Below are 26,618 nucleotides of genomic sequence, written 5' to 3' on the forward strand. Positions count from 1 at the left end.
ACGCGTTTTGTCGTAGTGCTGTCATAGCTTTGCATAGCGAATACGAAATACAGCATTTGTTTTATTAAATATTTTTAATAATCAGTATTCAGATGAAATAAAAGACTATTTTTGCAGAAATTTTTAACTAATTAACTGGTAAACTCTAAATATGATAAAATTCTATACAGGTGCATTTTTTTTCCTATGCACTATTCTACATTTTTCTGCGCAGGAAGTAATCTGGCAGAAAGATATCAAATCCAATACCCAGGATTTCCTGAGCCAGGTCACTACGACCATCGACGGGCAATACCTAATTTCGGGAAGCAGCATTCAGAGCAGTAAACTTCAGGCCGGGGCGGGTAAGCAGAACAAAGGCTACGACTTTCATTTAGTCAAACTAAACGAAAAGGGTGAAGAAGTCTGGGAAAAATATTTCTCGGGACAGAATCACGATTTTTTGACCGCGACGGTCAATACACAGGAAGGCGGATTTTTAGTTGCAGGAACTTCGTACAGCAATAAAGGACTGGATAAGAAGGAGGATTCTAAAGGAGGATCGGATTTATGGTTGATCCGTCTAAATGAGTTTGGAGATGAACTCTGGCAGAAAACCATCGGCACCGCTTCTGATGAAGAAGCGAGAGCGGTGATCCAGACCACCGATTTAGGATTCTTCGTATCTGGAAACATCCAGAACTCAGCCAAAGGGTACGGATCGAAAGATGTTCTGGTGGTAAGACTCGATAAAAATGGCAAAGAACTTTCCCAGCTGATTCTGGGCGGAAAAGGCCTGGATGAAGTGGAGAAAATGATTCCGACAAAAGACGGCGGGGCTCTGTTAGGCATTTACTCCAGAAGTACCGCCAGTGGCTCTAAGAAAACCGAAAATTTCGGGGAAGGCGATTACTGGATCATAAAACTTTCCAAAGACGGAAAAATGGAATGGGAAAAGAACTTCGGAGGAAAAGGAGATGATCATTTAAGAACATTGGCGCTTACCTCATCGGGCTATTTAATCGGAGGTGAATCAAGATCGGAGAGATCGGGAAATAAATCCGTCGGGATCACCGAAGGAACGGATTTATGGCTGATTTCTTTAAATAACAGGGGAGAAGAAATATGGCAGAAGTCCTACAACTTTAAAAACAGAGACGTGCTGATGGGAATGAGTGTCATTGAGAAAAAAGAGAAAGGAGAAAAGAATAAAGACCTGACGACAGGGATTTTATTGGGTGGTTATACCCAGGCGGAAGGCAGGATAGAGGCCGATGATGAAAAATTTTGGATGCTGTATCTGGATGAAAACGGAAGTGAGCAGTGGAGAAAGCATGTGAAAGGTCAGTCTTCTAAAAAAGAGGAACGGTTATCTGATATTAAGCTCAATAGGGATGGCTCCATTATCCTGGCAGGAACCAGCGCCGAGGAATTGGGAAAAGAGAACTGGAAGATTGTAAAGCTGGGTGACAAGCAGATTGATCAGCTCATTGAGAAACAGGATATAAAAATCTATCCGAATCCGGTGTCGGATTATGCGTACGTGGAAATCGGAATGAACTTTACAGAAGCTGAGATTGTGGTGTATGATATGGGAGGAAGACAGCTGCAGAGTTTAAAAACTAAAAATATGGTGACCAAGATCAATACACAGAATTTGATTCAGGGGGCTTACCTGGTGGTCATAAAAACGGATACGGATAAAACGGCGAGTGCTAAACTGATTAAAAAGTAAAAACTAATTTTCATGAAGAAAAATACAATAGCTGTAATTTTATTACTGGCTTCATTACATGGTGCCGTCAATGCGCAGGCGGGAGCAGGTGGGGACGATCCTAAAAGTTATGTTGGAGATATCAACCAGATGTTTGCTTCTGCTCCAACTTCCAATAATCTGATGAAATTTGAGGAGGTTCCGGTGAGTTATTACACGGGAATTCCGGATATCAGTATTCCGCTGGTGAGTATTCCGACAACTAATTCCAAAGTTTCTGTCGGTGTTCAGCTGAAATATCACCCGTTAAGTGCCAAACCTGATGACAGAGCAAGTGAAACCGGGTTAGGCTGGAGTCTTATTGCAGGAGGAACTATTTCCAGAACAGTGAGAGGAGGAAACCCTGATGAAAAGAACAGAACGATCGCATTTTCGAACCCACCGAAAGCCAAGTATGGAATTTATTTTGAAGCACTGAATCCCACCTCGAAACTGATGAAGGATCAGACTATCGATCTGAATGATTATAGTTTTAATGCAGCGATGGGAATGTATGATACAGAATATGATCTGTACCAGTATAATTTCATGGGACAATCCGGCAGATTTTATATTGTAAAAGATGATAATGGAAAATATAAGGCTGAAAAGCTGGATAAAAATAATTTAAAGATCATTATTAATAATACTGTTCCCAACGAGATTACCAGTTTTACGGTAGTGGATGATAAAGGAATCCGGTATACTTTTGAGGGAATGGAAAAATCCCAGAAAACAATTAATAGTGTTAAGACCGGCCTTACCACAGGGATCGGAAATCCAAATCCAAGCACGGAAATCAGCAATTATTGGGCGGGATATAACTTAACAACGATTAAAGATCAGAATGGAATTCTTCTTGCGACCTTCAATTACGGAACCGATTCAACGGTAAAATTTGAAGAAACGCCAACGACCACAAAGCGACTGGCAAGCGATGTATACTATACCAATAACTCACAGACCGCCAACGGAGTTCTGCAAAATCCTGACGGAAGCATGCCGGGAGCCAGTGAAACCCAATATGTTTTTAATACTTCAATTACCAAACTACTGACCAGTATTGAGGTGAGAGGAAAAGGAACGATCTATCTGAACTATGAAAAAGGGAGACAGGATTCTAACTATACGGAACCTTCAGAACTTTATAAACTGAAATCTGTACAGAGCAATTATGTCGGCCAGAATGCCCAGCAGTATACCGATAAATATGTTTTGGATTACGGGTACTCAAACACCAATTTTCAGCCTGAAAACGGAGCTATGAAGACCTTACAGAAAATGATGCTGACCAAAGTCACCAAAACGGCTCCTAATACCCAAAACCAGGAATATATTCTTGATTATTCTGCGCCTTCCGGAGTTTTTCAAAAGGACAGATGGGGATATTATACAGGCTTGAATGATGCTTACAAAGCCGATGTTCTACAGTCATTAACGTATCCTACCCAAGGAAAAACAGTTTTTGATTTCGGACTCAATACGTATAGTCATTATTATAATGCAACAGGAATGTCTCAGGTTGAAGGCTATTGGAGGACCCAGGGCTATAATTTCAATGTAAATTTCGGACAGTTCAGCAATACGGTTAAAAAAGAATTTTTTACGGTGAATACGGCTCAAACTGTTAATCTGCATTACACATTTGGTAATTTAATTAATTTTGGGTGGGATTTTTACATTTATAAAAAAAATGCCGACAATACATTTACGGAAGTGGAGCATATTGGTATGGGCAATCAAACCTGTAACAAACCTCAACCTCCGGCTTGTCCTGTTTTAGGCTTAGGTGCTGATGGAGTCATTCAGACTGAATTAACCAAACAGAAATATTTTGAACCCGGTGTTTATTACGCTGCATTAAAAGGCAGTTACTATCCTTCAAATCCTGATGATACCTTAGATTTCTTTGAAGCATCCACTTCAGAAGATGTTTTTGTGAATGAAAAAATCCGTTCAGGTGGAGGGTTAAGAATCAATACAATTACTTATTATGAGAATCCGGCATCAGGAATACCTTCGAAAACCTATGCTTATAATTATCAAAATATTAATGATGCTCAGCGGAGCAGCGGCGCTCTGGTATTCCCCGAGCCCGTAACCAGTTTTGTTGATTCTTACTCCTACAGAAATAAGCTTAACGGCGCTACCATAAATTACAGCGCTAATTTCAAAGTAACCACTGATTATAATATCCTACCCGTGCAGAAAACCCAGGGATCGGATGTTGGATACAAATATGTAACCGTAGAGCAGCTGGATAAGGATAATAACAGTAAAGGAAAAACAGTTCATACGTTCAGGTCTCCTTTGGATTTTCCTAATGAAGGATATTTATCAGCCACTCTGCCTGTGGTTCCTATTCCCAATCTGGATTATCTTAGAGGACAGTCTGTCTCTGAAAAAATCTATAATAATGCAGGACAAATTCTGTCGGAAACCAGTACAGAATATACAAGTGCTGAATTTGAAAAGAATGACGGGGTTAAATTAAGAGATAATTTTGAAAAAAATATGATCGGTGAATATTATGGATTCAGCAGTTATCAGGCTATGGTTAACCAATTGCAACTTGGCGTTGCATTAACCACTCCTTATAAGAATTTTGAAAAATTCGGGGTGACTTTACCCACCCAGAAGCAGCAGAAATCTTATTTCTATAAAAACGGGGTTCAGAGTTCCGTGGTAACCACTACCAATACCACTTACAATCCTGAAGACTATCCGGTGGGCGTTACACAAAGTGTCCAGGGCGGAGATACGTATGTGTCAGGATATAAATATGCAAAGGAAAAAGCCAATCAAAGACTCATTGATGCCAATATGCTGGGAATTCCGCTGGAAACAGAATCCAGGAAGAACGGGCAGGTAGTATCGAAAGTAGAAACACAGTATAATCTTCTCAACTCTTTATTTCCGAGTTCCGTAGTATCCTCAGATGTACAGACCGGTAATTCTTACACCGAAGTAATGTATGAGAAGTATGATGCTTACGGTAATTTAAAACAGTATAAAACCAAGGACGGAGTTTCTGTATCGATCGTCTGGGGATATAATTCCACACAGCCTATAGCCAAGATAGAAGGAATTACCTATGAAGAACTGGAACAGGCCGTATCCACACCGCTTGCTGAAGCGGTATGGGCTTCTGATACCGATGCACAGTCCCCGTCAGGCGGAGACGAGACAGCCTTACTGTCAAAATTGGATAACTTGAGAGCAGGACTTATCAACCTGAGTATTCCGGTGACTACCTATACGTATGATCCGCTGATTGGCGTGAGAACCATCACGCAGCCCTCCGGAGTACAGGAATATTACGATTATGATTCAGCAAACCGTCTGAAAGCAATCAGGCAGAAAGAAACCGATGCCAATAATGCAGTGTCGTACAAAACGGTTAAAGAATTTAATTACCATTACAAAAACTAATCATCTTGAAAAAAATCATACTACCCATTATTATACTATCCTCTTCTTCTGGTCTCCTGCATGCGCAGGCAAGTACGAATGAGAATTATGTCCAGTCCACCACTTACATCGATTATCCTGCAGGACAGGCGGCGAAAAAGGCGGTGAGCGTTCAGTATTTCGACGGGTTGGGAAGACCCAAGCAGACTGTCAGTGTACAGGCAACTCCGCAGGGCCGGGATGTGGTATCGCATATCGTCTATGATGCCTTCGGAAGAGTGGCCAGCGAATATCTCCCGGTTCCCCAGGGAGGCACCCAGAATGGAGCGATTTACCCTAATCCTCTATCCAACCTCACAGGTACACCTTACGGAAATGAAAAAATCTACAGTGAGAAGCTGCTGGAAAGCTCTCCTCTGGACCGGGTTCTGGAACAGAAACAGCCGGGAACAGCATGGAACGATAAACCCGTAAAATTTGAATACGGCACGAATACCGGTACCGAGGTTAAAAAATATGGGGTTACCACCACCTGGTCTTATGGAGCTACCAATTCATCCATAGCCGCGCCGGTAGATTACGGAGCCAACCAGCTGTACAAAACTACAGTAACGGATGAAGACGGTAACGCCACCACAGAATTTAAAAATACAAAAGGGCAGGTGATTCTTGTCAGAAAAGCCCTGAGTGATACTCAGAATGCCGACACGTACTACCTCTATAATGAATATGACCAGCTTGCCGCGGTAATCCCTCCGAAAGCGGTACCACTCAATATCAGCCAGTTGACGCTGGATGATTTATGCTACCAGTACAGCTATGACGGCCGAAACAGGCTGGCAGGGAAAAAGCTTCCGGGAAAAGGCTGGGAATATATGGTATACGATAAACAGGACCGGTTGGTCATGACTCAGGATGCCGAGCTGGGGAAAGCCAGCCAGTGGCTGTTTACAAAATATGATGCGTTCGGAAGACCCGTCTACACCGGAATGTATACCGGAACACAGACCTATGGTCCCCAGGGAAGAGCAGCGGAGCAGGCAAATGTGGAAACCAAAGGCAGCAATAACGAATTCCGCGGCGGCTCTTCTCCGGATGCAACCGTGGCATCGCTTAATTATAATAATGCAGCGTACCCTACCTCGAATATTAAGATTTTAACGATCAATTATTACGATACCTTCCCGAGAGATCCGTATTTTCCCAATGATCTTCCCGATACCATCCTTAATCAGAAGGTGATCATTAACAGCCAGAGCGGAAATGTAAAAGGGCTGTTGCTCGCTTCCTATGTTAAAAATATAGAAAACGATGACTGGACCCGGAATTTTATGCTGTACGATCCGAAAGGACGCCTGATAGGCAGCCGTTCCGTCAATCATTTAGGAGGATCTACCCATATCGATATGAAGCTTAATTTTGCGGGTCTCACAGAGCAGAGCATCACACGGCACAAAAGATTAAATACCGATACGGAAAAGGTGATCACCGAAAATTTCACGTATGATCATCAGAACAGGCCCCTGGTCCACAAACATAAAGTAGATAACAATACTGAAGAAATTCTGTCCCAGAATAAATACAACGAACTCTCCCAGCTGGAACAGAAGAAAGTAGGAGGCATCAATCCGGGTTCTCCGCTCCAGACAATCGATTACCAGTACAACATCAGGGGATGGATGACCGGAATTAATGATCCTGCGAATTTAGGAAGTGATCTGTTCGGATATAAAATCAAATACAACCAGGTAGAAGGGATGGAAAACCCGAATAATGATTTTATGGAGCTGAAAGTAAAGCCTAGATACAACGGTAATATTGCAGAAGTAGACTGGAAAACCGCCACCGCTTCCAATGATTATACCAGAAGGTACGGCTATGTCTATGATAAACTAAACAGGATGGTAGCCGGTTTTTACCAAAGAGACAACAATCCTTCGGGAAAAGAATTTTTTGAAAAACTGGATTACGATCTCAACGGAAATATTGAAAGACTCAAAAGATCTTCGGATGCTTCTACGGGAAATCCTACAACTCTCTATATTGATGATCTTACGTATGTTAACGAGGGAAACAGGTTAAAAACTGTTACGGATGCCTCCACCAATTACAACGGATATCCGGATGCATCAGGAAATACCATTGCATATGATCTTAACGGTAATATGATCGATCATAAAGACAAAGGGATATTGCAGATTAGCTATAATATACTCAGCCTTCCCCGTTATATAAAGTTTGACCAGCTTTACTTCACAAGAGGAGTCTGGCAGAATGTTAACCTGAATTATACCTATAGAGCAGACGGAACAAAACTCATGAAGGTTTATAAATACAGTGAAAATGCTGTGTATAAACAAAAAATCACAGAATATCTGGATGGTTTCCAATATGAAGTGATTTCTACCAATTCCGATCCATTGATAAAATTTGTTCCTACCTCGGAAGGATATTATAATTTTGAAAATAATAAGTATATTTACAACTATACAGATCACCTGGGAAATGTAAGACTAAGCTATATGAACAGCAGCGCCGGACTTGAAGTCATAGAAGAAAGTAACTATTATCCTTTTGGATTAAAGCACCAGGGATATAATGCTTTGGCCGGAAACCCTGCTTATAAATATGGTTATAACGGAAAGGAACTGCAGGAGGCAACAGGTTGGAGTGATTATGGAGCGAGATTCTATATGCCGGATTTGGGAAGATGGGGTGTTGTTGATCCCTTGGCAGAGAAAGATAGAAGATGGACTCTTTACAATTATGCGTTTAATAATCCTATCAGATTTATTGATCCTGACGGACGATTTGCAATTCCGCCAGATGATTATATAGATGCTTCCACTGGAAAATATTTGGGAAGTGATGGAGCATCAACTACTAATACTAGAGTAATATATAAGAGCGATTGGAGTAACATTACTTCTGAAAAGGGAGGTTCAACGTCACCAGATGCTACAGCTGCATTAATAAAAAGCAGTTCTATAGTAACAGTAAATAATACTCAGATCAATTCAGATATTAATAATGCCAATACCGAAACCATAGCTGACCAAACGAAGGAAAGGCAGGCTTGGATTGGTATAGAAGTTACAAGAGGTGATATTCCTACAGCACAAGTAACTTCTGTCAGGGGTCCGGACGGTATAGATGGAAAAACTACAATATCTATAAAATCTCTTATGGATAATATATCAGGAGCAACAGTAAAACAAACTTTTGATGGCACAAAATTACTTCCAATTGCGCAAGTACATACACATAACACTGCGCAAGATCCTAGGCTAGTAAATAACCCCGGAACATCTGATCTGGATAAATCTACATCTAATAGTTTTAATATTCCTATATATGCAGTTGATTCTTATACTGGAACTCAAGCAGCCGGAAATACAATACATAAGGTTATGCCAAATGGTATACAAACAAATAATATTGGAACTACTAATAATAACAATATAGGGCAGGAAGCTCTAAAAAATTTTATAGATAAACAAAAAACTCCATAATGAAAAATATTCTATTAATACTATTATTAAATTTTTGCTTACTGAATTGTTACTCGCAGAAATCAAATTCAGATATAATATATTTTTTACCTTCCTCCGTGAATGAGATTCTTAATAAAGAGCTCCAAAAAAGAGGAGATAATAATCAAACCTACATAGTTTTGGATAAAGAAAATACAGATATCTACACCATATATTTAAATAATCTCTCCAATTCTTCAGAAAATTTTTGGGTAAAGCATAGTAATAGATCTACGTTTATACAAGGAAAACTAATACCTCTTTATTTTTATTGCGACGAATATTTTTCATATGCGGAGAAAGGTGAAGAAGTACTAAAAAAGTTGGGCACAGAAGAAGGGGTTACAAAGACAATCAATATTCGCGAGAATACATTTTTTATAAAATTCAAACTCAATGGAGAGATCGTAAAATAAGTTAACGTAACCTGAACTTAATATTGTAGATTTATATTCTGACCTGACCTAATCTCACAGATTTCTACCCTTAAGATGTCAAAAACAATCCTAGCCATTTTACTAGGATTGTTTTTAAATTCTGAAATATATCAGGATAATAGCGGTTGATTGACTCTTTCACTGCTACAAAGCCTTCTAGACTCTTTAAACGTCTCTCTAGTCATGAAATAGTGATGCATAAAGTGGATTTATCAACTTCATTAGGAAGTAATTTTTATATCATACATCCTAAAAACTACATTATGTTTTAAAAACTAAATTTAATAATTATAATTCTTATGAAAACTGGAAAGTTTATTTAATGAAGTCATTTAAACTTTTAATATAAAAAACGGCTTGTTTATTTTTGTGTTGCGAAACATAAAACAAATCAAGCCGATGTTGTACCAAGTACTAGACAAAGATATAATAGAAAATGAAATAGTACCAAATCTTCCCAAGCCCAAACGAGGATTTTTTCCCAAAGCCCCTCTGGCTGAAATAGTAAATTGCATATTATACAAACTGAAAACAGGTGTTCAATGGGCTTATTTACCTGTAAAAAGTCTTTTTGAAGAGAATGTTTTGAGCTATCAAAGTGTTTTCTATCATTTTCGTAAATGGTGTGTAAAGAATATTTGGCAAAATTGCTGGATAAAGCTATTATCAAAAAATAAATCGAAATTAGATTTATCCAGTGCAGACTTAGACGGGAGTCATACATCGGCATTACGGGGAGGAGAAGAGGTCGCTTATCAGGGGCGAAAAAAGAGAAAGACCAGTACTTCGCTTTATTTTACAGACAGGCAAGGACTTCCTTTAGCAATGTCAGACCCTATTGCAGGAAATCATAATGATCTGTATCATATTGAAATCTATTTTGATCAAATCACTCAAACATTAGAAAAGGCAGATATTGCTGTACAGGGATTATTTATGAATGCTGATGCAGGGTTTGATGCTCAAAACTTCAGAAAGCATTGTGAAAATAAAGATATCATGGCTAATATTGCTCTCAATAAGCGTAATGGCTCAGATACGGACGAAATTTATTTTGATGAGCTTTTATACCATCAAAGATATGCTATAGAAAGAACAAATGCTTGGCTAGACAGCTTTAGATCATTGCTCAATAGGTTTGATACTACAGTATCTAGTTGGAAATCTTTTAATTATTTAGCATTTATGGTCATTGCACTAAGAAAGTTTTATAACACAAAAAAGTTTAAATGACTTCAATTAAAACAAGATAAGATTAATGATTATATAGTTTTTTGTTTTTTTTATGAAATAATAATTAAGATATATCCCTATCCGCCTAGTAATCGTAATTCTTATTTTATCACTATACTGTGACTTGTAAATTAATAAATAGAATCTTCAATTGGTAGGCACAGCAATTTTTCCTTTTTTATAATTGTTAGATCATCAAAGTAAAAATCTGATTCTAGATTCTGTAATTCTACAAATTTAGAATCAAGTTTATTTGTAGGTATTATTTTCTCGCGAAAATTTCCAAAATTCGATATCAAAATTTATTTTATAATGGCATATAATATCAATGAGCCAGAAACAATTTTCATAAAGTGCTATGTCATTAATACCTTCTGTTAAATAAAAACCATTTTGGTACTTAATAAGGTTTTCCCGAACCGTATAATGATTGTATAAATCATTGGCAGAAGTTCTCTTGCGTAATTTTGATTTCATGCTATTTCTAGGTAAGTTTTTAATTACACGGCAAAAAAAGCGTGGAGCTATGTCTATTGTCAAGAGGCACTGGTATACCGAACACAAATAAACTGGATATACTAACTTAGCGTCCAGTAAAAGTTAAGCATAAAACCTTAATTTTAACGTATGAAAAAAGAGCGAAAAATTTATGATCCAGCTTTTAAAACCAAAGCCGTTCAACTGAGCAATGAGCGAACTAATATCTCAGAACTCGCACGAGAACTCGGAATTGCAGTTACACTACTGGCATCTTCTCCAAGAGCGGTCGATGAAATATGAATTTATAATAATAATGAATCCATATTCCCGATTGAAAAGATGTGTCATGTTTTAAAATTGAGTTCCAGTGGTTATTATAAATGGAAAAACAGGTCCTTTAGCAAGAAATTGCTTTTGAAAGAAAAAATAAAAGAGCAGATAACTTCAATTTATTTTTCATCAAAACAACGCTATGGAAGCCCCAGAATTAGGTTTGAATTAAATTCATTAGGATATAAAATATCCCGAATCACTGTTGCAAAATATATGAAGGAGCTGGGTTTGAGAAGTAAGCTAAGTAAGAAATTTAAAGTGACAACCAATTCAAAACACAATTATTTGGTAGTAGAAAACCTGTTGAACCGGAATTTCATTGCAGAGAAACCTGTGCAGGCTTGGGTTTCAGACATTACTTATATTCAGACCAAGGAAGGATTTTTATACCTCACAACAGTCATTGATTTATATGACCGAAAAATAATCGGATGGAGTTTGAGTAATGGGATGAGCACCGAAGAAACAAGCCTTGCAGCTTGGAAAATGGCTGTTGGAAATAGGAAAATAGCAGATGTATTAATTTTCCATTCTGACCGGGGCATTCAATATGCGAGCAGGAAATTTACAAATACTTTGAAATTTTATGAAGTAACAAGAAGTATGAGTCGCAAAGGAAATTGCTGGGATAATGCGGTAGCTGAGAGCTTTTTCAAATCGCTAAAAACAGAACTCATCTATGGAAACAAGCTTATTACAAAAGAAAAGATGAAACTGGAAATCTTCGAATACATCGAAGTCTGGTACAATAAAAAAAGACGTCACAGCACCCTGAATTACCAAACAATAGAAGAATTTAACAATCAAAACAAAACCTATCAAAATGTAGCTTAACTGATACTGGAATTTTTATTTGCATATCCAATAACAAAAAAAACACAATTTATCTAAAAAATTTACGGCGATTAAATATGGAATTAGCCGTACTACAATTCAGAAATGGCACAAAGATTTTGGACATGAAGTTGACTGAAATTAAACTTTTAAATAATCTCAAAATGACCATTCTATTAGGAATTAGAATAATATGATCGGTGATTTGGTCACAATGTATTTATTTTAAAGAAAATAAACAGTTAATACTATCATATTTTTTCATTGGTAGAATTCTCAAATTTCATCTCTTTTTCTAATTAATTATCAATAATATTTTTTTTTGATGGTAATACTCAATGGGCATAGTGGTAACAAAAATCTAATTATCGTTGATATTTAACCTGCTCTTTTTTCCATATTCAGACCTATTCTCGTGAACTTCACAGGACCGGGGAGATGTAAAGTTTTATTTACTCCAACTTTATTTTCCTTTTATCAGGACCCGATGCAGGATAAATAAAATGTCCATTGTGAGTTTTCTAAGAATTAATTCCTGAAACAAGTGAGATTGTACTGCATTTTTTCTACAATATTTTACCGTTGGACGGCTCTTAAATTTTATATAACACGAACAATTATATAATGTTTAAAGAGATTCTGTCGCATCCTGATTATTAAATACAATAGAATTCCCAACTTGTTAAATCCTAGGATACCCAAGATGGTATACTTTAATTGATGCAGCGGAATTTTCAATTTTGTCTTAATTTTTTCTTATCTAATTCTAATATATCTTTTCGGTACTACGAAAAGGTAGTGATTTTATGTGATGTCTATTACTCAATTTTACCTCAATAAAGTTGATCAACTGTTCAAACCTATTAACATCAAAAATCACCGTTATGAATATTGAAAGAACAGAATTTATAGTCTGGATGGAACGGATCATGGAACGATTCGACATTCTGAAAGAGCAGGTAATAAACAACCAATCAAGATTTATTGAAGTAGATGGCGAGCAACTGCTCGACAATCAGGATGTCCTGCAGTTACTTAAAATAAGCTCAAGATCCCTACAGCGCTATCGTACCAATAAAAAATTGCCTTATTATACCATTAGCGGAAAGCTGTATTACAAGCTATCCGATGTCCATCAGCTTATCAGGGAATCCTTAAAATCCTGACCTAAGAAAGACAGCATCAGCCAAATGGGTTGAGTCCGTACCATATTCTAAAAATATAAAGCCCTTAAATTTAATTTCAAACCATTAAACTTTTAGAAATGGAAGAAAACGTTCAGGATCAAGATTCAAAGGATGAGATCCAACCTGCATCAGATACGCTGTTGGTTTTGGATAAAGATACCAATACGATTGAGATGGTTAAAGAAGTAGATAAAAACGGTATGCTGAAAAAGCATTCTCCTGAAAACAGGAAAGACAATGAACCTTTAATTAGAGTGGATAAACACGGTGATGTGTTCTCCAACTTCTTCTCCAATTTTTACCGGCAGCTTAAAAATCCTTCGCGTTTCCACTTTTTCAAGGTTTCGGAGTACGATGCAACCGATACCGAAAAAAGTCTCCAACACGATGCCGACCAGGCATCATCTGAAGAAAAAGAGAAACTAAAGGACCACGAAGCAGTACCAAAAGAAAACAATACAATAAAAAATCAGAATACAATGGAAAACACACCCAACGCCGAAACAGAATACCGTTACTCAACAGAACAGATCGACTGGAAGACCATGGAAAAACTTGGTCTCAGCAAGGAGAAACTTGAAAAGCTCAATGCTTTAGATCCTTTGCTCAGAGGATTCAAGACTAATACATTAGTTCCTGTTACTATCCAGCTCGGGAGTGCTGTCAGCAAAATGGACGTGCGCCTTTCGCTGCAGCCCTCAGATACGGATGGGGTCTCTGTCCAGCTCCATGCCATCCGCAGGGAACCCAACTATAACCTGAAATTCCTGGGTCACGAGTTCAGTGATGAAGATCAAAAGAATCTCAGAGAGAGCGGGAATATGGGTAGGGTAGTGGATCTGGTCAATCCCAAAACCGATGAAATTATTCCATCGGTGATCAGCCGTGACAGGCTTACCAACGAACTGGTTGCTTACCGGGCAGAGTACATGAAAGTCCCCGATGAAATTAAGGGGATAAAACTCGATGACCATCAAAAACAGACCTTGCTCGAAGGAAAGCCTTTATATCTTGAAGGGATGACCTCCACCAAAGGCGATTTGTTTGATGCGACCGTCCAGTTCAATGCGGATAAGCGGTATGTTGAATTTATGTTCAATAACGATCAAAAGCAGCAATACAATCAGGCGCAAAAAACAACGCATCAGCAAAGCCAAAATACGGACGGTGAAGCGCCACGGGTTTTCAGAGGTAAGGAACTCGACGACAAACAATATGAAAAATTTAAAGCAGGACAAACCCTCTACATTGATGGTCTTACAGACAGTAAAGGAAAAGAATATCAGGGTTACATTACTTTCAACAAAGAAACCTCCAAGACCGATTTTTCTTTCACCAATCCCAACAAGCTTAAGGAAAAAGCCCAAACTTCTGAGGATCATAAAACCCAGAAAGCGGTCAATACCGACGGTAAGATGAATGAAGCGACCAAGAATATCAAAGAGCCGCTGACTTCCAAACAACAGCAACCTGACAGCAAGCAGCAGGAAGCAGAACAACAAAAGAAACCTGCACGAACTAAAGGACGTAAGCTATAATTAAAATCAACAGACATGAAAGCCATTATTGCGGAAAAACCAAGTGTAGCCCGAGAGATCGCACAGCTTCTCAATGCATTAGAAAGAAAAGAAGGTTACTTAACAGGAAACGGTTATTGCGTGACCTGGGCATTAGGTCACCTGATATCACTAGGGATGCCGGAAGATTACGGTATTAGAGGCTTTGATAAAGCCTCTTTGCCCATTTTCCCCGATCCATTCCACCTGATTCCAAGAAAAACCAAACAATCGAACACCTATAAGCCAGATCCATCTGCTTTAAAACAACTGAATGTAATAAAAAATGTGATCACTCAATGCGACAGCATTATCGTTGCAACAGATGCGGGACGGGAAGGCGAACTGATCTTCAGGTACATCTATGAGTATCTGAAATGCACCAAACCATTTGAGCGGCTTTGGATCAGTTCACTTACCGAACAAGCCATTACCGAAGGATTTAGAAAACTTCAGCCCGGCTCAGACTTCGACAGCCTATACGCCGCTGCAAAAGCCAGAAGCGAAGCTGATTGGCTCGTAGGAATTAATGCCAGCCAGGCATTGAGCATCGCAGCAAACAATGATGTCTATTCTTTAGGCAGGGTTCAAACCCCGACGCTTGCTTTAATCTGTAAACGATTTCAGGATCACAACAATTTCAAAAAAAAGAAATACTGGCAGATTCAGCTCAAGCACCGTAAGGACTATTTAGATTTCACAAGCCTATCAGATACATATTGGGAAGATGAAAAGCACGCCAACCAAATTTTAAAAGCCATAGAACGTGAGGGCAGGGCCACTATTGAAGATGTATCCATCGAAACGGTTAAAGAATCCTCACCGCTGCTTTTCGATTTGACAGAGCTTCAGAAAGAGGCTAACCGCAAACTAGGTTTATCGGCAGATGAAGTTTTGCAGATCGCACAAAACCTCTATGAGAAAAAGTTCATTACCTATCCGAGAACTGGCAGCAAATACATTCCTGAAGATCTGTGGGCAGAGATTCCTGAACTCATAAGAGTCCTTAACACAACCGATCAGTTCAAGCCAGCCATTACAACATTAAAATTCGGTAATTTCAATAAACGCATAGTCAACGACTTAAAAGTCACCGATCATCACGGACTGTTACCCACCACAAAAATTCCGTCGGCGTTAACAGCCAGTGAAAAAAGTATTTATGATATGATCGTTTACCGGCTACTGGAATCTTTGTCCGAACATTGTTCAAAAGAAATCACACACATCACCATTAAAGTCCATCATTACCAATTCAACATCAAAGCCTCAAAAATAACGATAAAAGGCTGGCGGGCTGTCAGAGGAATCCTTACTGACAATACAAATCCCGATCCAACGGACAATAATACAAACACCCAAGAAGCGCTTATTGATCTCCCTGAATTCAAAATTGGTGATGAGCTTAAAATTTCAAATGCTGAACTACAGAAAAAAACAACAACACCTCCAAAACTTTATACAGAAGCCGATTTATTATCAGCTATGGAAAATGCAGGCAGACAACTCGAGAATAAAAATCAACAGCAGATCCTTCAAAGTATAGGTATCGGCACCCCAGCAACTAGGGCATCAATCATTGAAACCCTGCTTAGCAGAAGCTATATCAACCGAAAAAACAAAACATTGGTTCCGACTATAAAAGGATTGCAAGTGTTTGAACTCATCAAAGACCAAAAAATAGCCAATGCTGAAATGACCGCAGAATGGGAGATAGCATTGGATAAAATTGAAAAAGGAGAACTCACTAATAATCAATTCATCAATGACATCCAACAGTACACAGCAGAAATCACCAATGAACTTTTATCACTCCATATTCCCCAGGAAAATATCCCACAACTAAAATGCCCCAAATGCCAACAGCATTACCTTGTCATCAAAGATAAAATTGTCAAATGCCCTGATGAACAATGCGGTTGGATTCTCTTCAGAATGATATGCGGAGTTCAACTCAGTATTAAAGATCTTACTTTATTATTAACTCAAAACAAAACATCATTAATCAAGAACATGAAGAGTAAAAACGGGAAGAAGTTTGATGCTTATTTAGCTTTAGATGATAAATTAAATTTGATTTTTAAATTTTGCTAAGTAATTAATGATGAGATATTGTCATTTTCTATAATCAACTTTAAGCTAATTCTCTGCACAAAATTTTATACTCCTTAAATGAATTTGCAAACTCTTGGGCGAATTCAAAATTACTTATTTGATATTCCTCATTAATACCACTGCTGGAAGAAAACCTCAGCCTTCCATATTGAACGACTGGTATTTGATAATTGCTCTTGAATCTTTTGTCAGGAGTTCCGTTTTTATTGACTTTCGCCCATGTTTTTCTAATAACTTTTGAATCACGAGGAACACTGCTGGTTTCAGTAAAACTTACAGAAGAGAATGTAACATTAAATTCATCAAACCCAATAATTGCAAAGTTCTGATCATTTTTATACATCAGTATAAACGTTGGATAAAAATATAAATCCGCTCCGTTCACATTTTGAAAATATAGGGCTTCATAGTTTGATGTGATGATGGGAAGTGATTTAAAACCAATTCTTGCATCTTTTCTGTTAACCAATGTATTCGCGCTAGACCGGGCAGCCACACGATCCTGAAAATGCGCTCCGGTAATATCCCATATTTTATGTGCTGTGGTTAGATTTTTAAAAGAATGTTGTAATTGTTCATACTTTCTCTTAGAGGGATCATCGAACTGTATGTCTATATTAACAGCCGAGTTATCAATTACAATCTTTGTTTCTTTAAGAGCTTCTTTTTGTGCTTTAATATCCTCATTTACCTGTTGTACAATATTTTTGTTTACCAACCCATATATAAAGATATAACTTGCAACTTTCTTGGTCTTGGTAAAGATTAACGCTTTTTTTATTTTCTTCAGATCCGTCTTCAATTCCGCTTTTTGCTGTTGAGCCATTAAGATAGATTCTTTGATACCTGCCATATTTTGAGATGTGATCTCGTGAATATCGGCACTAAAAATATTATCTGATAACTCAGTGTAAAAAGGTTGTGGATCAGGATAAGATTGCAAGGGAGTCCTTGGTGATGAAGAACCGGAAAGCCTGTATGAATTTGAAAAACCTGAAAAATTGGTATTAAGTCTCGTGCCCGACGAACTCAAATTTACACTCATACCTTTAACCCCAATACTCGTTGAAATTCCTCTTTTGCTGAAATTCAAATGTACACCTGGAATTATTTTGATTCTCTTTCTGTATGACCAAGCCATGATATAGTTTTTAAGATGATTGTAGTCACAAATCTAAACTACTACAGACAGAAAAGTTTACGGAAAACCGTAATCTTATCAAGAATTATTCTTCCCTATTTCATTGAGGTTGCTAATCAACCTCTCTTTCTCACCACTTCCTGTAGTGGAAAATCGTACTAAAGGTATTCTATACTTCGCCAAAATCCCATTCTTCATACGATCTCTTTCAGCTTGCCTGCTTTCTATTTTATGATATTCATACCCATCCACTTCTATGGCTAATACAGGATTTTTTCCCAACTTGTTATAGATCAGAAAATCAAGATGCGTTGCGTGATGTCTGGCGTATCGTTCTTCTTCAGCAGTTAACTTGGAAAAATCTAACAATAGATCTCTTAATGGATGATGTAGAATAACGCCATATTTTGAAAATTGCTCTTGAGACAATATTTCTTTAATAAGTCTATACATTAGATTTTCACTGTCGAAAACAGATTTCTTTTTTTGATCTGATAAAAGGGCTCTTCTTTTTTCTTCATATCCTTTGTACAGGTAATCAAAAATAGAATGTACTTCACTCTTGATCGTGCTGAAATTATTGTACTCAATATAGCGGATCAGATCTGAGATATTCGTGTCATTATCACTTTCATTTCCGTTCACCAATAGAATCAGCTGATCTTTGGCTCTTGAAATGGCTACGTTCAGTCGATTCGGGTTGTCGGTGAATTCAGAGATTTCATTATCTACTGTGGAGAGAATGATCACATCATTTTCTCTTCCCTGAAATTTATCTACCGTATCGGCTTTGATATCTGTTCCCTGAAATGTTCTTTGCAGCGCTAAGGTCTGATTGCGGTATGGGGTTACAATTCCAAGATTTACTCCTTCTAATTTTTGTTGTGGAATAATTTCCTGAATGATCACATCAATCTGCCGCTGATTCTCTCTTTGGCGGGCATGGTTGCCTTCAGTTGTTTTATAAACTAACAAAGGTTCTCTTTCAGTCTGTTCTTCCGAAAGAATAACCAACTGATCATTATAAAATTTACGGTTACAGAAATCAATAATTTTAGGATGGCAGCGATAATGCTCTTTTAAAAGTGTTTTAGGCACCTCCGGAAATACTTCCGTGACAGAAGAAAGCAGACTGTGACTGGAATAGCTATAAGGTTCCGGAATATCATAGTTCTTAAAGATCTGATCTGTATTTTCTGCTGTTGCAGAATCCACTACATTGGGAAGCTGTTTTAAATCTCCCACAATTACAGCTTGTTTTGCGCAGGACAAAGCGAGTACACCCGTTGCGAGATCTACCTGCGAAGATTCATCAACAATGACATAATCGTAGACTACATTTTCAGCAAGGCTTCTTCTTAGTGAGTAGGTTGTACTCATAATGACAGGATAATCTTTAATAAATTCTTCTGAATTAAAACGAAGATCCCATTCAGTATATCCTGAACGTTTATTTCCTTTATATTTTTGATGGAGTTTGTTTTTAAACAGCTGCATGGATCCTTCAGTATATTCTTTCATTTTATCATGGAAGGAAAAATGCTGTAAAGTATTTTGCAGCTCCTGCTTTTTGAAATCAAGCTCTGAAATTTTTACCCCATAGTATTTTGACTGAACAATTTTGATCATCTCTTCATACGATAAAGTGTAAAAAATCTTATCTCTCACCCCATACAGAAAAGGGAATATCAGTTTGCGCCACCAGTAAAACCTCTTACCAGATTTCTCATAGTCTTCTAACGTAACCCATAAAGAAAGCAGCTGATCTGAACTTACATTCTTTTTAAAACGGATTTCGGTTGCCAAAGCGACATCATCCTTAAAATGCTGATGCTCAGTTTTGATCTTATCGATTTCCAGCGCAAGTAAAGCCAATTCATTCTTTAATTCCAACTTTTCAGCAAGTTCAGTAAAAAGAAGGGTGGTAGATTGCATAAGAGATTGTTCCTGTTCTTCCTTTAATCTAAAATCTGATAGATCAGGTATTTCAGTCTGAGCATCGATAAATTCTTTTTTATTCTGACTGCTTCCTAACAATGCCGCTATAAAAGAAACCCCATTGCTCTCCAGTTTCTCAAAAACATTTCTTGTCGCCGAATTATTGCTTGAAACAACAGCCACACTTTGATTATTCATTACTGCATTGGCAATGATATTAAGAATAGTCTGGGTCTTACCTGTTCCGGGAGGACCTTCAATGACACTTAAAGGATTTGAAAACGCATTGTCAACTCCCGTTCTCTGACTCAGATTAAATCCAAAAGGAAAGATTTTAATAGGAGAGGCGTGGTAATTCTTTTCGGGTTCTTTTCCGTTAAGATAATTGTAAAGAATTGAAGTCTCAGGAATAAAACTAATACTCTCATAGCTACTGGCAAGAATGTTATTACCTTCCTCTGTCTTCAAACCAACACTTTCTGCAATCGCCCTTAGATAAGAAAAAATATTTCCGGCTCTCTCACTTTTAATAGCAGATCTCACCATCTTAATTCTATGTTGAGGATAAGAATAGGCTTTCCCACTATTTTTATATACCACTACACATTTATTGCCCTTAAAAGAATAAGATTCTATTTCATCAGTTTTGTCTTTACCATCAATGTAGATTGCTTCTTTTCTGCGGTTATGTGCTGTCGTATTTTGCATGGGCTATTGGTTGTTTACAAATATAACAACTTGGAGCAAATTTGTTACAAAATGTATTAAGTGTATATGGGGTATTATCATGCATTTATTGTGTGTATGTAACTTATAGGGTGTAAAATTAAAATGCAAAATCTGCTAAATTACTATATTTGATAACATAATGGAGTCTTACAGAAGTGGCTTAAATTTAAACATTAATAATCCCCCCATTCAAACATAGGATCAGATTTGCTATTAGATTTTTTAGCAATCGATATAATTTTTTTGGCAAAATGTTTCCTTGGTTTTTCAACATGTTTTACTCTATCAATTGGCAAATTATGTAACATTCGATACTTGGATAAAAATAGATTTTCTTCACTTTCCCAATCTTCACCAATACCTGAAATGTAATTGTGATATAATAAAATTTGTTCATCATTAGACATTTGCGCTCTAAGAATTTTTAGGTATTCCCGTGATTGATCATAATCAAATAGCTTTTCTTTCTCGTTTTTCACTACAAATTTTACAGTACTGAATAAATGTCTGTAATAATGTGCTAATCTAGATTCATGGCCTGTAAATGGTGCATACTTAATATGAAGATCAATTTTCCCCGAGTTTAAATCAAAATCTTTCTTTCCACCAAAAGTTTCCTTGTGTTCCTTTCTCACATTTTTTAGCTGAGCTCTACATTCCTTTATAAATATTTTATATTTATCTTCTTTAATTAATTGTGAAAATGAACCAAAAAAGAAAAATCTATATCCGATTTTTAAAATAATATCATCTGGAACTTGCAAAGAATCTCCAATATCTTTACAAAAAGATAAACATGCGTTGAGCTCTTTAACCATTGAAACAAATGTCTTTCTTCCTTCAACTACCCTTTCAATTTGTGTTTTTGTTATAATTTCATTTAAAGTATCACAAGAATTATGAGTAGTTGACATTAAATAGCTATATCCAGTAATTCTCATTTCACTAATATTTTCTTTATGCAGTCTAATCATTTCAAAATATTGTGATTCAAATTGTTGTATCTTAAATTGCTGTTGTACTTGAATATTAGCTTTGAACTGAACCCAAAATGCAATAAACGTTAGAAAGCCGGCTAACAGGGCTATAAATGGGCCTGTCGTCCCTCCTATAGTATCTCCGATTTGTCCTGTTGTTGAGACGTCAAAATTTGTTGGATGATTGATAAATTTGTAATATTGATTTATTGTCCATTTTGAAAGGTCTGTTATAAAATAAGTAGATGATAAGAATAAAATGAATGCTAGGAATAGAACCCATTTTGAAACAATTAAATTTTTCATAATAGAATATGTAATATGTCTTAAAAATCACGTTTCTTTTTATCGTTCATAGTATAAACTATCCAGAAATGCAGAACGTGCCAAACTTATTTTAACTTCAATATCGCTTTGAGGAACAGGTCTTTGCCACCAATCACTGTCATAAATTCTTAATATGATTTCGTTCCAATATCTTTCATTGTTCATACCATTTCTAGTGACACCAAAATCTTTACAAAGAGCATAATTATTTTTACTGTCATAACATATAAAAACATCTGGTCTCTTCATCGCTAGCAATCTTGTACTGGTTGCTAAATAATTTCCGGGCAGTGCCGTTTGAAAGTACTCTAGAAAATTGTCATAATTCGTTTTTGTAATTTGTCCATTGAGCGGAATTTGGTCTAAGGCTTTTGATATCAATTCACTGTTATCATTTATCTGTTTTTTAAACATGCCTGCCCCCTTCATACTACCAAAATATGCCCAATCTTCCGCACCGTCAATTGTTACCATTAAATTATTAGGAATTCCTGCAATAAATTTTCTCTCATCATCTTCCAATTCATTAAAGTGTTTGGCTTTATTAAATAATTCTTTTGCTATTTCTATTACTCTGATTCTCGTTTTCACATCTTGTAACCCTTTTTCATAGACATTGTCAACAAATTCATCCCAAGTTTTTGTTTGGAGTTCAACCTTATGGATTGGTATAGGTGTGTCTTTAACTGTTCCGTATTGACCTGATAAACTGTCAACTTTTGGCTGTTGAATTCTCCAGATCTTATTATAGTTTTCCCAATCTTGATCATTGAAGGTTTTTCCCTGCTCAAATGAAGCATTGATTACCTGTAATACGGTATTATAAACATCTAAGGAATTATGATCTGAGTTATTTATTAAAACACAAACCTCGGTGTTTTTTGAAAAGGCGCTTGTAGTAAAATTTGCACTACCAATGATAAGTTCCCAATCATTTTCATCATTAGAAAATAAATATACTTTAGGGTGAAATGTTCCGTCAGGCTGCTCTACAAAATGAACGGTTTCATCATCAATGAACTCTTTTATAAAATCAGGATGAGTTTGGTAGAAATGTATGCCAACTGAAAGCATATCTATTTTATATTTATATTCAAGCAGATCAGCGAAAATTTCATTTCCCGCACTTGCCCATGCAGTAGCCCATTTAAAAGTGTTGTATTTTTTTATTAAACGTCTAAATTCTTTTCTTAAATAATGTTGTTTAGTTATTAGTTTCATTGTAAATTCTAAGAATTTTTATTTTCCTTTATCTTTTCATACCCGTAATAATATCTTTCAAAATTTCAAATTCAGGATCGTCTAAAATATCTAAAGAATTATTTGTCGCCAATAATATTGATTCTCTACATAGACTTATCCTGCGCAGCAAGGGTAACACGATCGAATTTCCGTGTTGAACATATTTTTTTATTTCGCTATGGTTAACAGGTATCTTATATCCTTCACGACTGCTACCAATTAGAATGCCTTTGTCTCTCAGGCTACCGACCATGTTAACGAATTGCTCTTTACTCAGCTTGGATTCTCTATTAATATCAAGATGTTCAATAAACTCCTGAGCTGTAGTATAGTTTTTATAATGATTGGCTTCATGATACCGTACCAATACTTTGAGAAAATTTATAGAATCCTGCATCTGTTGAGTTTCTGGAGATGCAGTATCAAGATAATCGAAAATACTTCGGAGACTGAGATCGGTTATTGCCTGGCTATAAAACTCGTCAGCCTTTGATTCGCTGTATTCGTTGATTTTATAAACTTTTGGAAAATGATTAATACTAATGATTTTTCCGGATAAAATATCTAGGAACTGCTGAGAATATTCACTTTTTTTATGCTCATCAAAAATATATCCTAAAGTTCCGGCAACAAAATCTGCAACTTGTACTCCTAATTCTTTGTCGCTTTTATTGACAAAAAACTCAGAGCCTTCAAATAGAGTACGAATGTGATTTTGTCGTACATATTCTTTAAATTCAAGCATAAATTCATTGCCTCCATGTTCATCAACTTTCAGTTCAAGTTTTGGAAATGTTTTATATAATTCTTTATATAAAATACCGTTTAGATACTTGTAAAAAGATTTTTTATATTTAAAACCTTCACCATATAGTTTTGTTTTATCAACCACAACAGAATAAATATTGAACTTGAGTTTTGACAGCTCATTTAAAATAAGCAATCTTCTTCTGTGATTATCTTTTACTTTTGATGATTTAATTTCTCCGGTCTGAAAATATTTTGACCGGATTTTTTCCACCTCATTATAAAATTCTTCCAAGTCCTCATAATTGACAATAATACTAGCAATGATAAAGTGAGAACTTTCCGTAGAAAATTTAAATGAATTATTTCCGAATTCGTCGGCAAAGGCAATAACCTGTTTCATATCAATAAAGTAATACTATAAAAATACTGAAAAATGGTTTATCAGAAAAGTAACATCTAATCTTAAAAACAGTTTAGCTCATCTACTAAAATCAATATTTTACAAATCAAAATCAGTTAAATACTTATAATTGAATTTGCAATTCTTTTTTCCCCTCCAATTGGTGTTGTATAAAATCTTTGCTGTATTCCCCATAAAACAAATTTTAGATCATCATCTGTTTCAATTTTAAACTTTCCATCTTCAAAGACTACTTGACTATATTCGCTCGTGTAAGAATATACAGCTTGTTTTTCGGAATCCGATAAATTATTTAATGTCTCCATAACTAATGCAATTCTTTTTCTGTTGAGCACTGAAACACTTCTGTGGTCAAAATCAGAATCTACTTCAAGAAAATCTTTTTGTAAAAAAGAATCAGTCTCTGTAGCAGTTGCTTCTTTATATAACTGATCCATCCCTTTAAAAATTTTTTGAGCAGCCGTTAACCTTTTAAAATATAGCGTATCAGAATGTTTATCGTAGATCGCGTCGGAAAACGGATTCACTGTTATAATAGGTTTTTCTGTTTCAAGTGTCAGCTCGTCAATTGAAAACCATTTTTTACTTATAAAAATGCTAGAATTAATGATCTGGAAAAAATAGAGATTATTCTGTACCGTACAGATAAACGAAAGTTTTGTTAGATCAGTTCTTGTAATCTGGTCGTGATTTACAGAATTTAGATCGTTTTCTAAGAAATCAAAAGAATATCCAGATTGAGAAAATTGTGAAACCTTATAAAGTTCTTCATTTTCGATAATGGTAGCAGGATTATATTCAACTCCAGTTAAATTTAACTGTGAAGTATTATATACATCTTCTTCGGTTTCAATTACACGAAAGATGTTATTTTTTCTTTTTACTTTCCCATAAATAAAGGTTGCCATAAAAAATATTATTTTTAAAGTTCTATAAACGTATAATTATTGATTCTTCTTAAGCTATCAAAACTATCATTGTCAGGAATTTTCAGTTGTTTTTTAGTTATTAAAAAGATTTTAATATTTGCCGAAGTTTTTATAAAATAAAAATGATATCCAAATAATAAAAAAATTGGATTGAAATAAAGTGTCTGTGATAAATATGTAAAAATATAAATGATTAAAAAGACAATTATTAGTGTCGGAATGTCATTTATCCCTAGAGAAACAAAAAAGTAACCTAAATAAGTCGGTAAGAAATTATTGTTGGCTAATTCAATTTCCGTAACTGAACTTGCTTGTAACTGATCTCGAGGCAGTTTTCTAGCAATAAGAAAGCTTAAAGCTGTAAAGAGTATCGGAACTAAAATAAATAGCCCCCAGGATAAATACATTGAATATTGTTCAAGAAAATTAAAAACAAATTTATCTTTCACCAGAAATACAACAATGATTAACCACGTTGAGTTAAAAGCTAAAAATAATTGATAAAAATATTTCATTTCTTTTATTTTCTACATGATGATAAAATTGTAAAATTTTGAAACTATTGCAAATATAGCCTGTATATTTTCTTAATCATTACGGTTTCCCTTAAAAGCAAATATATATATAAACTGAGTTTTTCAAATCCGTATTTTCACTGAAAATTTACTTTTATTAATTAAAACTTTATTGATTTACTTATATTCGTAAAAATTAGAATATAATAACCACTAAAAAAACTAAAAAATGACACTCAATGAATTTATTGCAGAATTTTCTTCATTAGATAATTCTACAGGCAATTTCGCAAAGAAAATCTTAGATGATGAGAGATTTCCAGCTGAGCAATCAGAAAGACAAATGCTGGATTATTTAGATTTTGAAAGCCGAAAAGAAGGAGTGAACAGTACATTCCAAAGATTTCTTGCAGAATTTAGAAAGAAAAATAATAAAACACTAAAGATTGTCTTAAATTTTTTAAAGGAGAATAATATACAATCACTCAATGATGCGAATGAAAAAGGAATAGCAATGGGCTACGTGGAGGCTTGCGGTTATATAGTAACTATACCTCTGGGAAATGATTATCCGTCATCTATATCGAAAGATATGGATCAGCTTGGAGAAATGAATATGCAATGGGTTGATATCTCGAATGGAGAACAAGTACAAAGTTTTTTATTTGATGGACCTAATTTAGGAGATGGCATACCGCTTCGTTTTTGTTGTCAAGAAATACAATTTAACTTTTTACTTTCATTAATAGATTAATAAATGTTAAAAATGTAAAATTTAATTTCCAGAATTAGATTTTA

Annotated in this window: 19 protein-coding genes; 11 read left to right on the plus strand and 8 right to left on the minus strand. The window is 35.9% G+C overall.

Annotated elements, in window-relative coordinates; translation table 11 throughout:
• The first annotated feature begins 151 nt into the window (after nt 1-151).
• The 5 genes from ODZ84_RS00030 to ODZ84_RS00050 all read left to right on the plus strand — a co-directional run bounded on the left by ODZ84_RS00030 (nt 152) and on the right by ODZ84_RS00050 (nt 10,346).
• Nucleotides 152-1,714: a T9SS type A sorting domain-containing protein gene (locus ODZ84_RS00030; RefSeq protein WP_266174886.1), complete on the plus strand. Its 1,563-nt coding sequence runs from the start codon at nt 152-154 to the stop codon at nt 1,712-1,714.
• A gap of 12 nt (nt 1,715-1,726) precedes the next feature.
• On the plus strand, nt 1,727-5,164 hold the full coding sequence (locus ODZ84_RS00035; RefSeq protein ID WP_266174888.1) for a hypothetical protein: 3,438 nt from the start codon (nt 1,727-1,729) through the stop codon (nt 5,162-5,164).
• 5 nt (nt 5,165-5,169) lie between these two features.
• Complete coding sequence (locus ODZ84_RS00040) at nt 5,170-8,655, plus strand: DUF6443 domain-containing protein (RefSeq protein WP_266174889.1); 3,486 nt, start codon at nt 5,170-5,172, stop codon at nt 8,653-8,655.
• Nucleotides 8,655-9,092 (plus strand): hypothetical protein, encoded by a 438-nt coding sequence (locus ODZ84_RS00045; RefSeq protein ID WP_266174890.1) that lies wholly within the window; start codon nt 8,655-8,657, stop codon nt 9,090-9,092. The genes ODZ84_RS00040 and ODZ84_RS00045 overlap by 1 nt, the downstream gene beginning before the upstream one ends.
• Before the next feature lie 420 nt (nt 9,093-9,512).
• The gene (locus ODZ84_RS00050; protein WP_266174892.1) at nt 9,513-10,346 is read left to right on the plus strand and encodes an IS5 family transposase; all 834 of its coding nucleotides are present in this window, start codon (nt 9,513-9,515) and stop codon (nt 10,344-10,346) included.
• A gap of 249 nt (nt 10,347-10,595) precedes the next feature.
• On the opposite strand, the gene ODZ84_RS23540 is transcribed toward ODZ84_RS00050, so the two are convergent.
• Complete coding sequence (locus tag ODZ84_RS23540; RefSeq protein WP_408612366.1) at nt 10,596-10,823, minus strand: DUF6876 family protein; 228 nt, start codon at nt 10,821-10,823, stop codon at nt 10,596-10,598.
• Between the two features lie 150 nt (nt 10,824-10,973).
• Here ODZ84_RS23540 and ODZ84_RS00055 point away from each other — a divergent pair, with 150 nt between their 5' ends.
• The 5 genes from ODZ84_RS00055 to ODZ84_RS00075 all read left to right on the plus strand — a co-directional run bounded on the left by ODZ84_RS00055 (nt 10,974) and on the right by ODZ84_RS00075 (nt 16,830).
• Nucleotides 10,974-11,126, plus strand: coding sequence for a transposase (locus ODZ84_RS00055; RefSeq protein ID WP_266174894.1), 153 nt, complete (start codon nt 10,974-10,976; stop codon nt 11,124-11,126).
• Between the two features lie 21 nt (nt 11,127-11,147).
• Complete coding sequence (locus ODZ84_RS00060) at nt 11,148-11,993, plus strand: IS3 family transposase (RefSeq protein WP_266177432.1); 846 nt, start codon at nt 11,148-11,150, stop codon at nt 11,991-11,993.
• Nucleotides 11,994-12,877: 884 nt separating this feature from the next.
• Nucleotides 12,878-13,159 (plus strand): helix-turn-helix domain-containing protein, encoded by a 282-nt coding sequence (locus tag ODZ84_RS00065; protein WP_266174896.1) that lies wholly within the window; start codon nt 12,878-12,880, stop codon nt 13,157-13,159.
• Nucleotides 13,160-13,257: 98 nt separating this feature from the next.
• A complete protein-coding gene (locus tag ODZ84_RS00070; RefSeq protein WP_266174897.1) occupies nt 13,258-14,718 on the plus strand; it encodes a DUF3945 domain-containing protein in 1,461 nt (486 codons plus the stop codon).
• 15 nt (nt 14,719-14,733) lie between these two features.
• Nucleotides 14,734-16,830, plus strand: coding sequence for a type IA DNA topoisomerase (locus ODZ84_RS00075; RefSeq protein ID WP_266174898.1), 2,097 nt, complete (start codon nt 14,734-14,736; stop codon nt 16,828-16,830).
• Nucleotides 16,831-16,870: 40 nt separating this feature from the next.
• Here the strand turns inward: ODZ84_RS00075 and ODZ84_RS00080 are convergent, their stop codons facing one another.
• The 7 genes from ODZ84_RS00080 to ODZ84_RS00110 form a co-directional block, all read right to left on the minus strand.
• Entirely contained in the window at nt 16,871-17,992 is a 1,122-nt protein-coding gene (locus ODZ84_RS00080; protein ID WP_266174900.1) for a DUF4236 domain-containing protein, read from the minus strand.
• Between the two features lie 78 nt (nt 17,993-18,070).
• Complete coding sequence (locus ODZ84_RS00085) at nt 18,071-20,638, minus strand: AAA domain-containing protein (protein ID WP_266174902.1); 2,568 nt, start codon at nt 20,636-20,638, stop codon at nt 18,071-18,073.
• A gap of 194 nt (nt 20,639-20,832) precedes the next feature.
• Entirely contained in the window at nt 20,833-21,942 is a 1,110-nt protein-coding gene (locus ODZ84_RS00090) for a putative phage abortive infection protein (protein WP_266174904.1), read from the minus strand.
• A gap of 39 nt (nt 21,943-21,981) precedes the next feature.
• The gene (locus ODZ84_RS00095) at nt 21,982-23,184 is read right to left on the minus strand and encodes a phospholipase D family protein (RefSeq protein WP_266174906.1); all 1,203 of its coding nucleotides are present in this window, start codon (nt 23,182-23,184) and stop codon (nt 21,982-21,984) included.
• Between the two features lie 28 nt (nt 23,185-23,212).
• Nucleotides 23,213-24,355 carry a DUF3800 domain-containing protein gene (locus ODZ84_RS00100; protein WP_266174908.1) on the minus strand — a complete coding sequence of 381 codons (1,143 nt, stop codon included), beginning with the start codon at nt 24,353-24,355 and terminating at the stop codon, nt 23,213-23,215.
• Between the two features lie 116 nt (nt 24,356-24,471).
• Complete coding sequence (locus ODZ84_RS00105) at nt 24,472-25,284, minus strand: hypothetical protein (RefSeq protein ID WP_266174911.1); 813 nt, start codon at nt 25,282-25,284, stop codon at nt 24,472-24,474.
• Nucleotides 25,285-25,298: 14 nt separating this feature from the next.
• Nucleotides 25,299-25,820: a hypothetical protein gene (locus ODZ84_RS00110; RefSeq protein WP_266174913.1), complete on the minus strand. Its 522-nt coding sequence runs from the start codon at nt 25,818-25,820 to the stop codon at nt 25,299-25,301.
• A 229-nt stretch (nt 25,821-26,049) separates the two neighbouring features.
• Between ODZ84_RS00110 and ODZ84_RS00115 the strand changes: the two genes are divergently transcribed.
• Nucleotides 26,050-26,574: a YozE family protein gene (locus ODZ84_RS00115; RefSeq protein WP_266174916.1), complete on the plus strand. Its 525-nt coding sequence runs from the start codon at nt 26,050-26,052 to the stop codon at nt 26,572-26,574.
• Nucleotides 26,575-26,618: the final 44 nt, after the last annotated feature.

Origin of the sequence: Chryseobacterium fluminis (assembly GCF_026314945.1) — a bacterium.
Lineage (GTDB): Bacteria > Bacteroidota > Bacteroidia > Flavobacteriales > Weeksellaceae > Chryseobacterium > Chryseobacterium fluminis.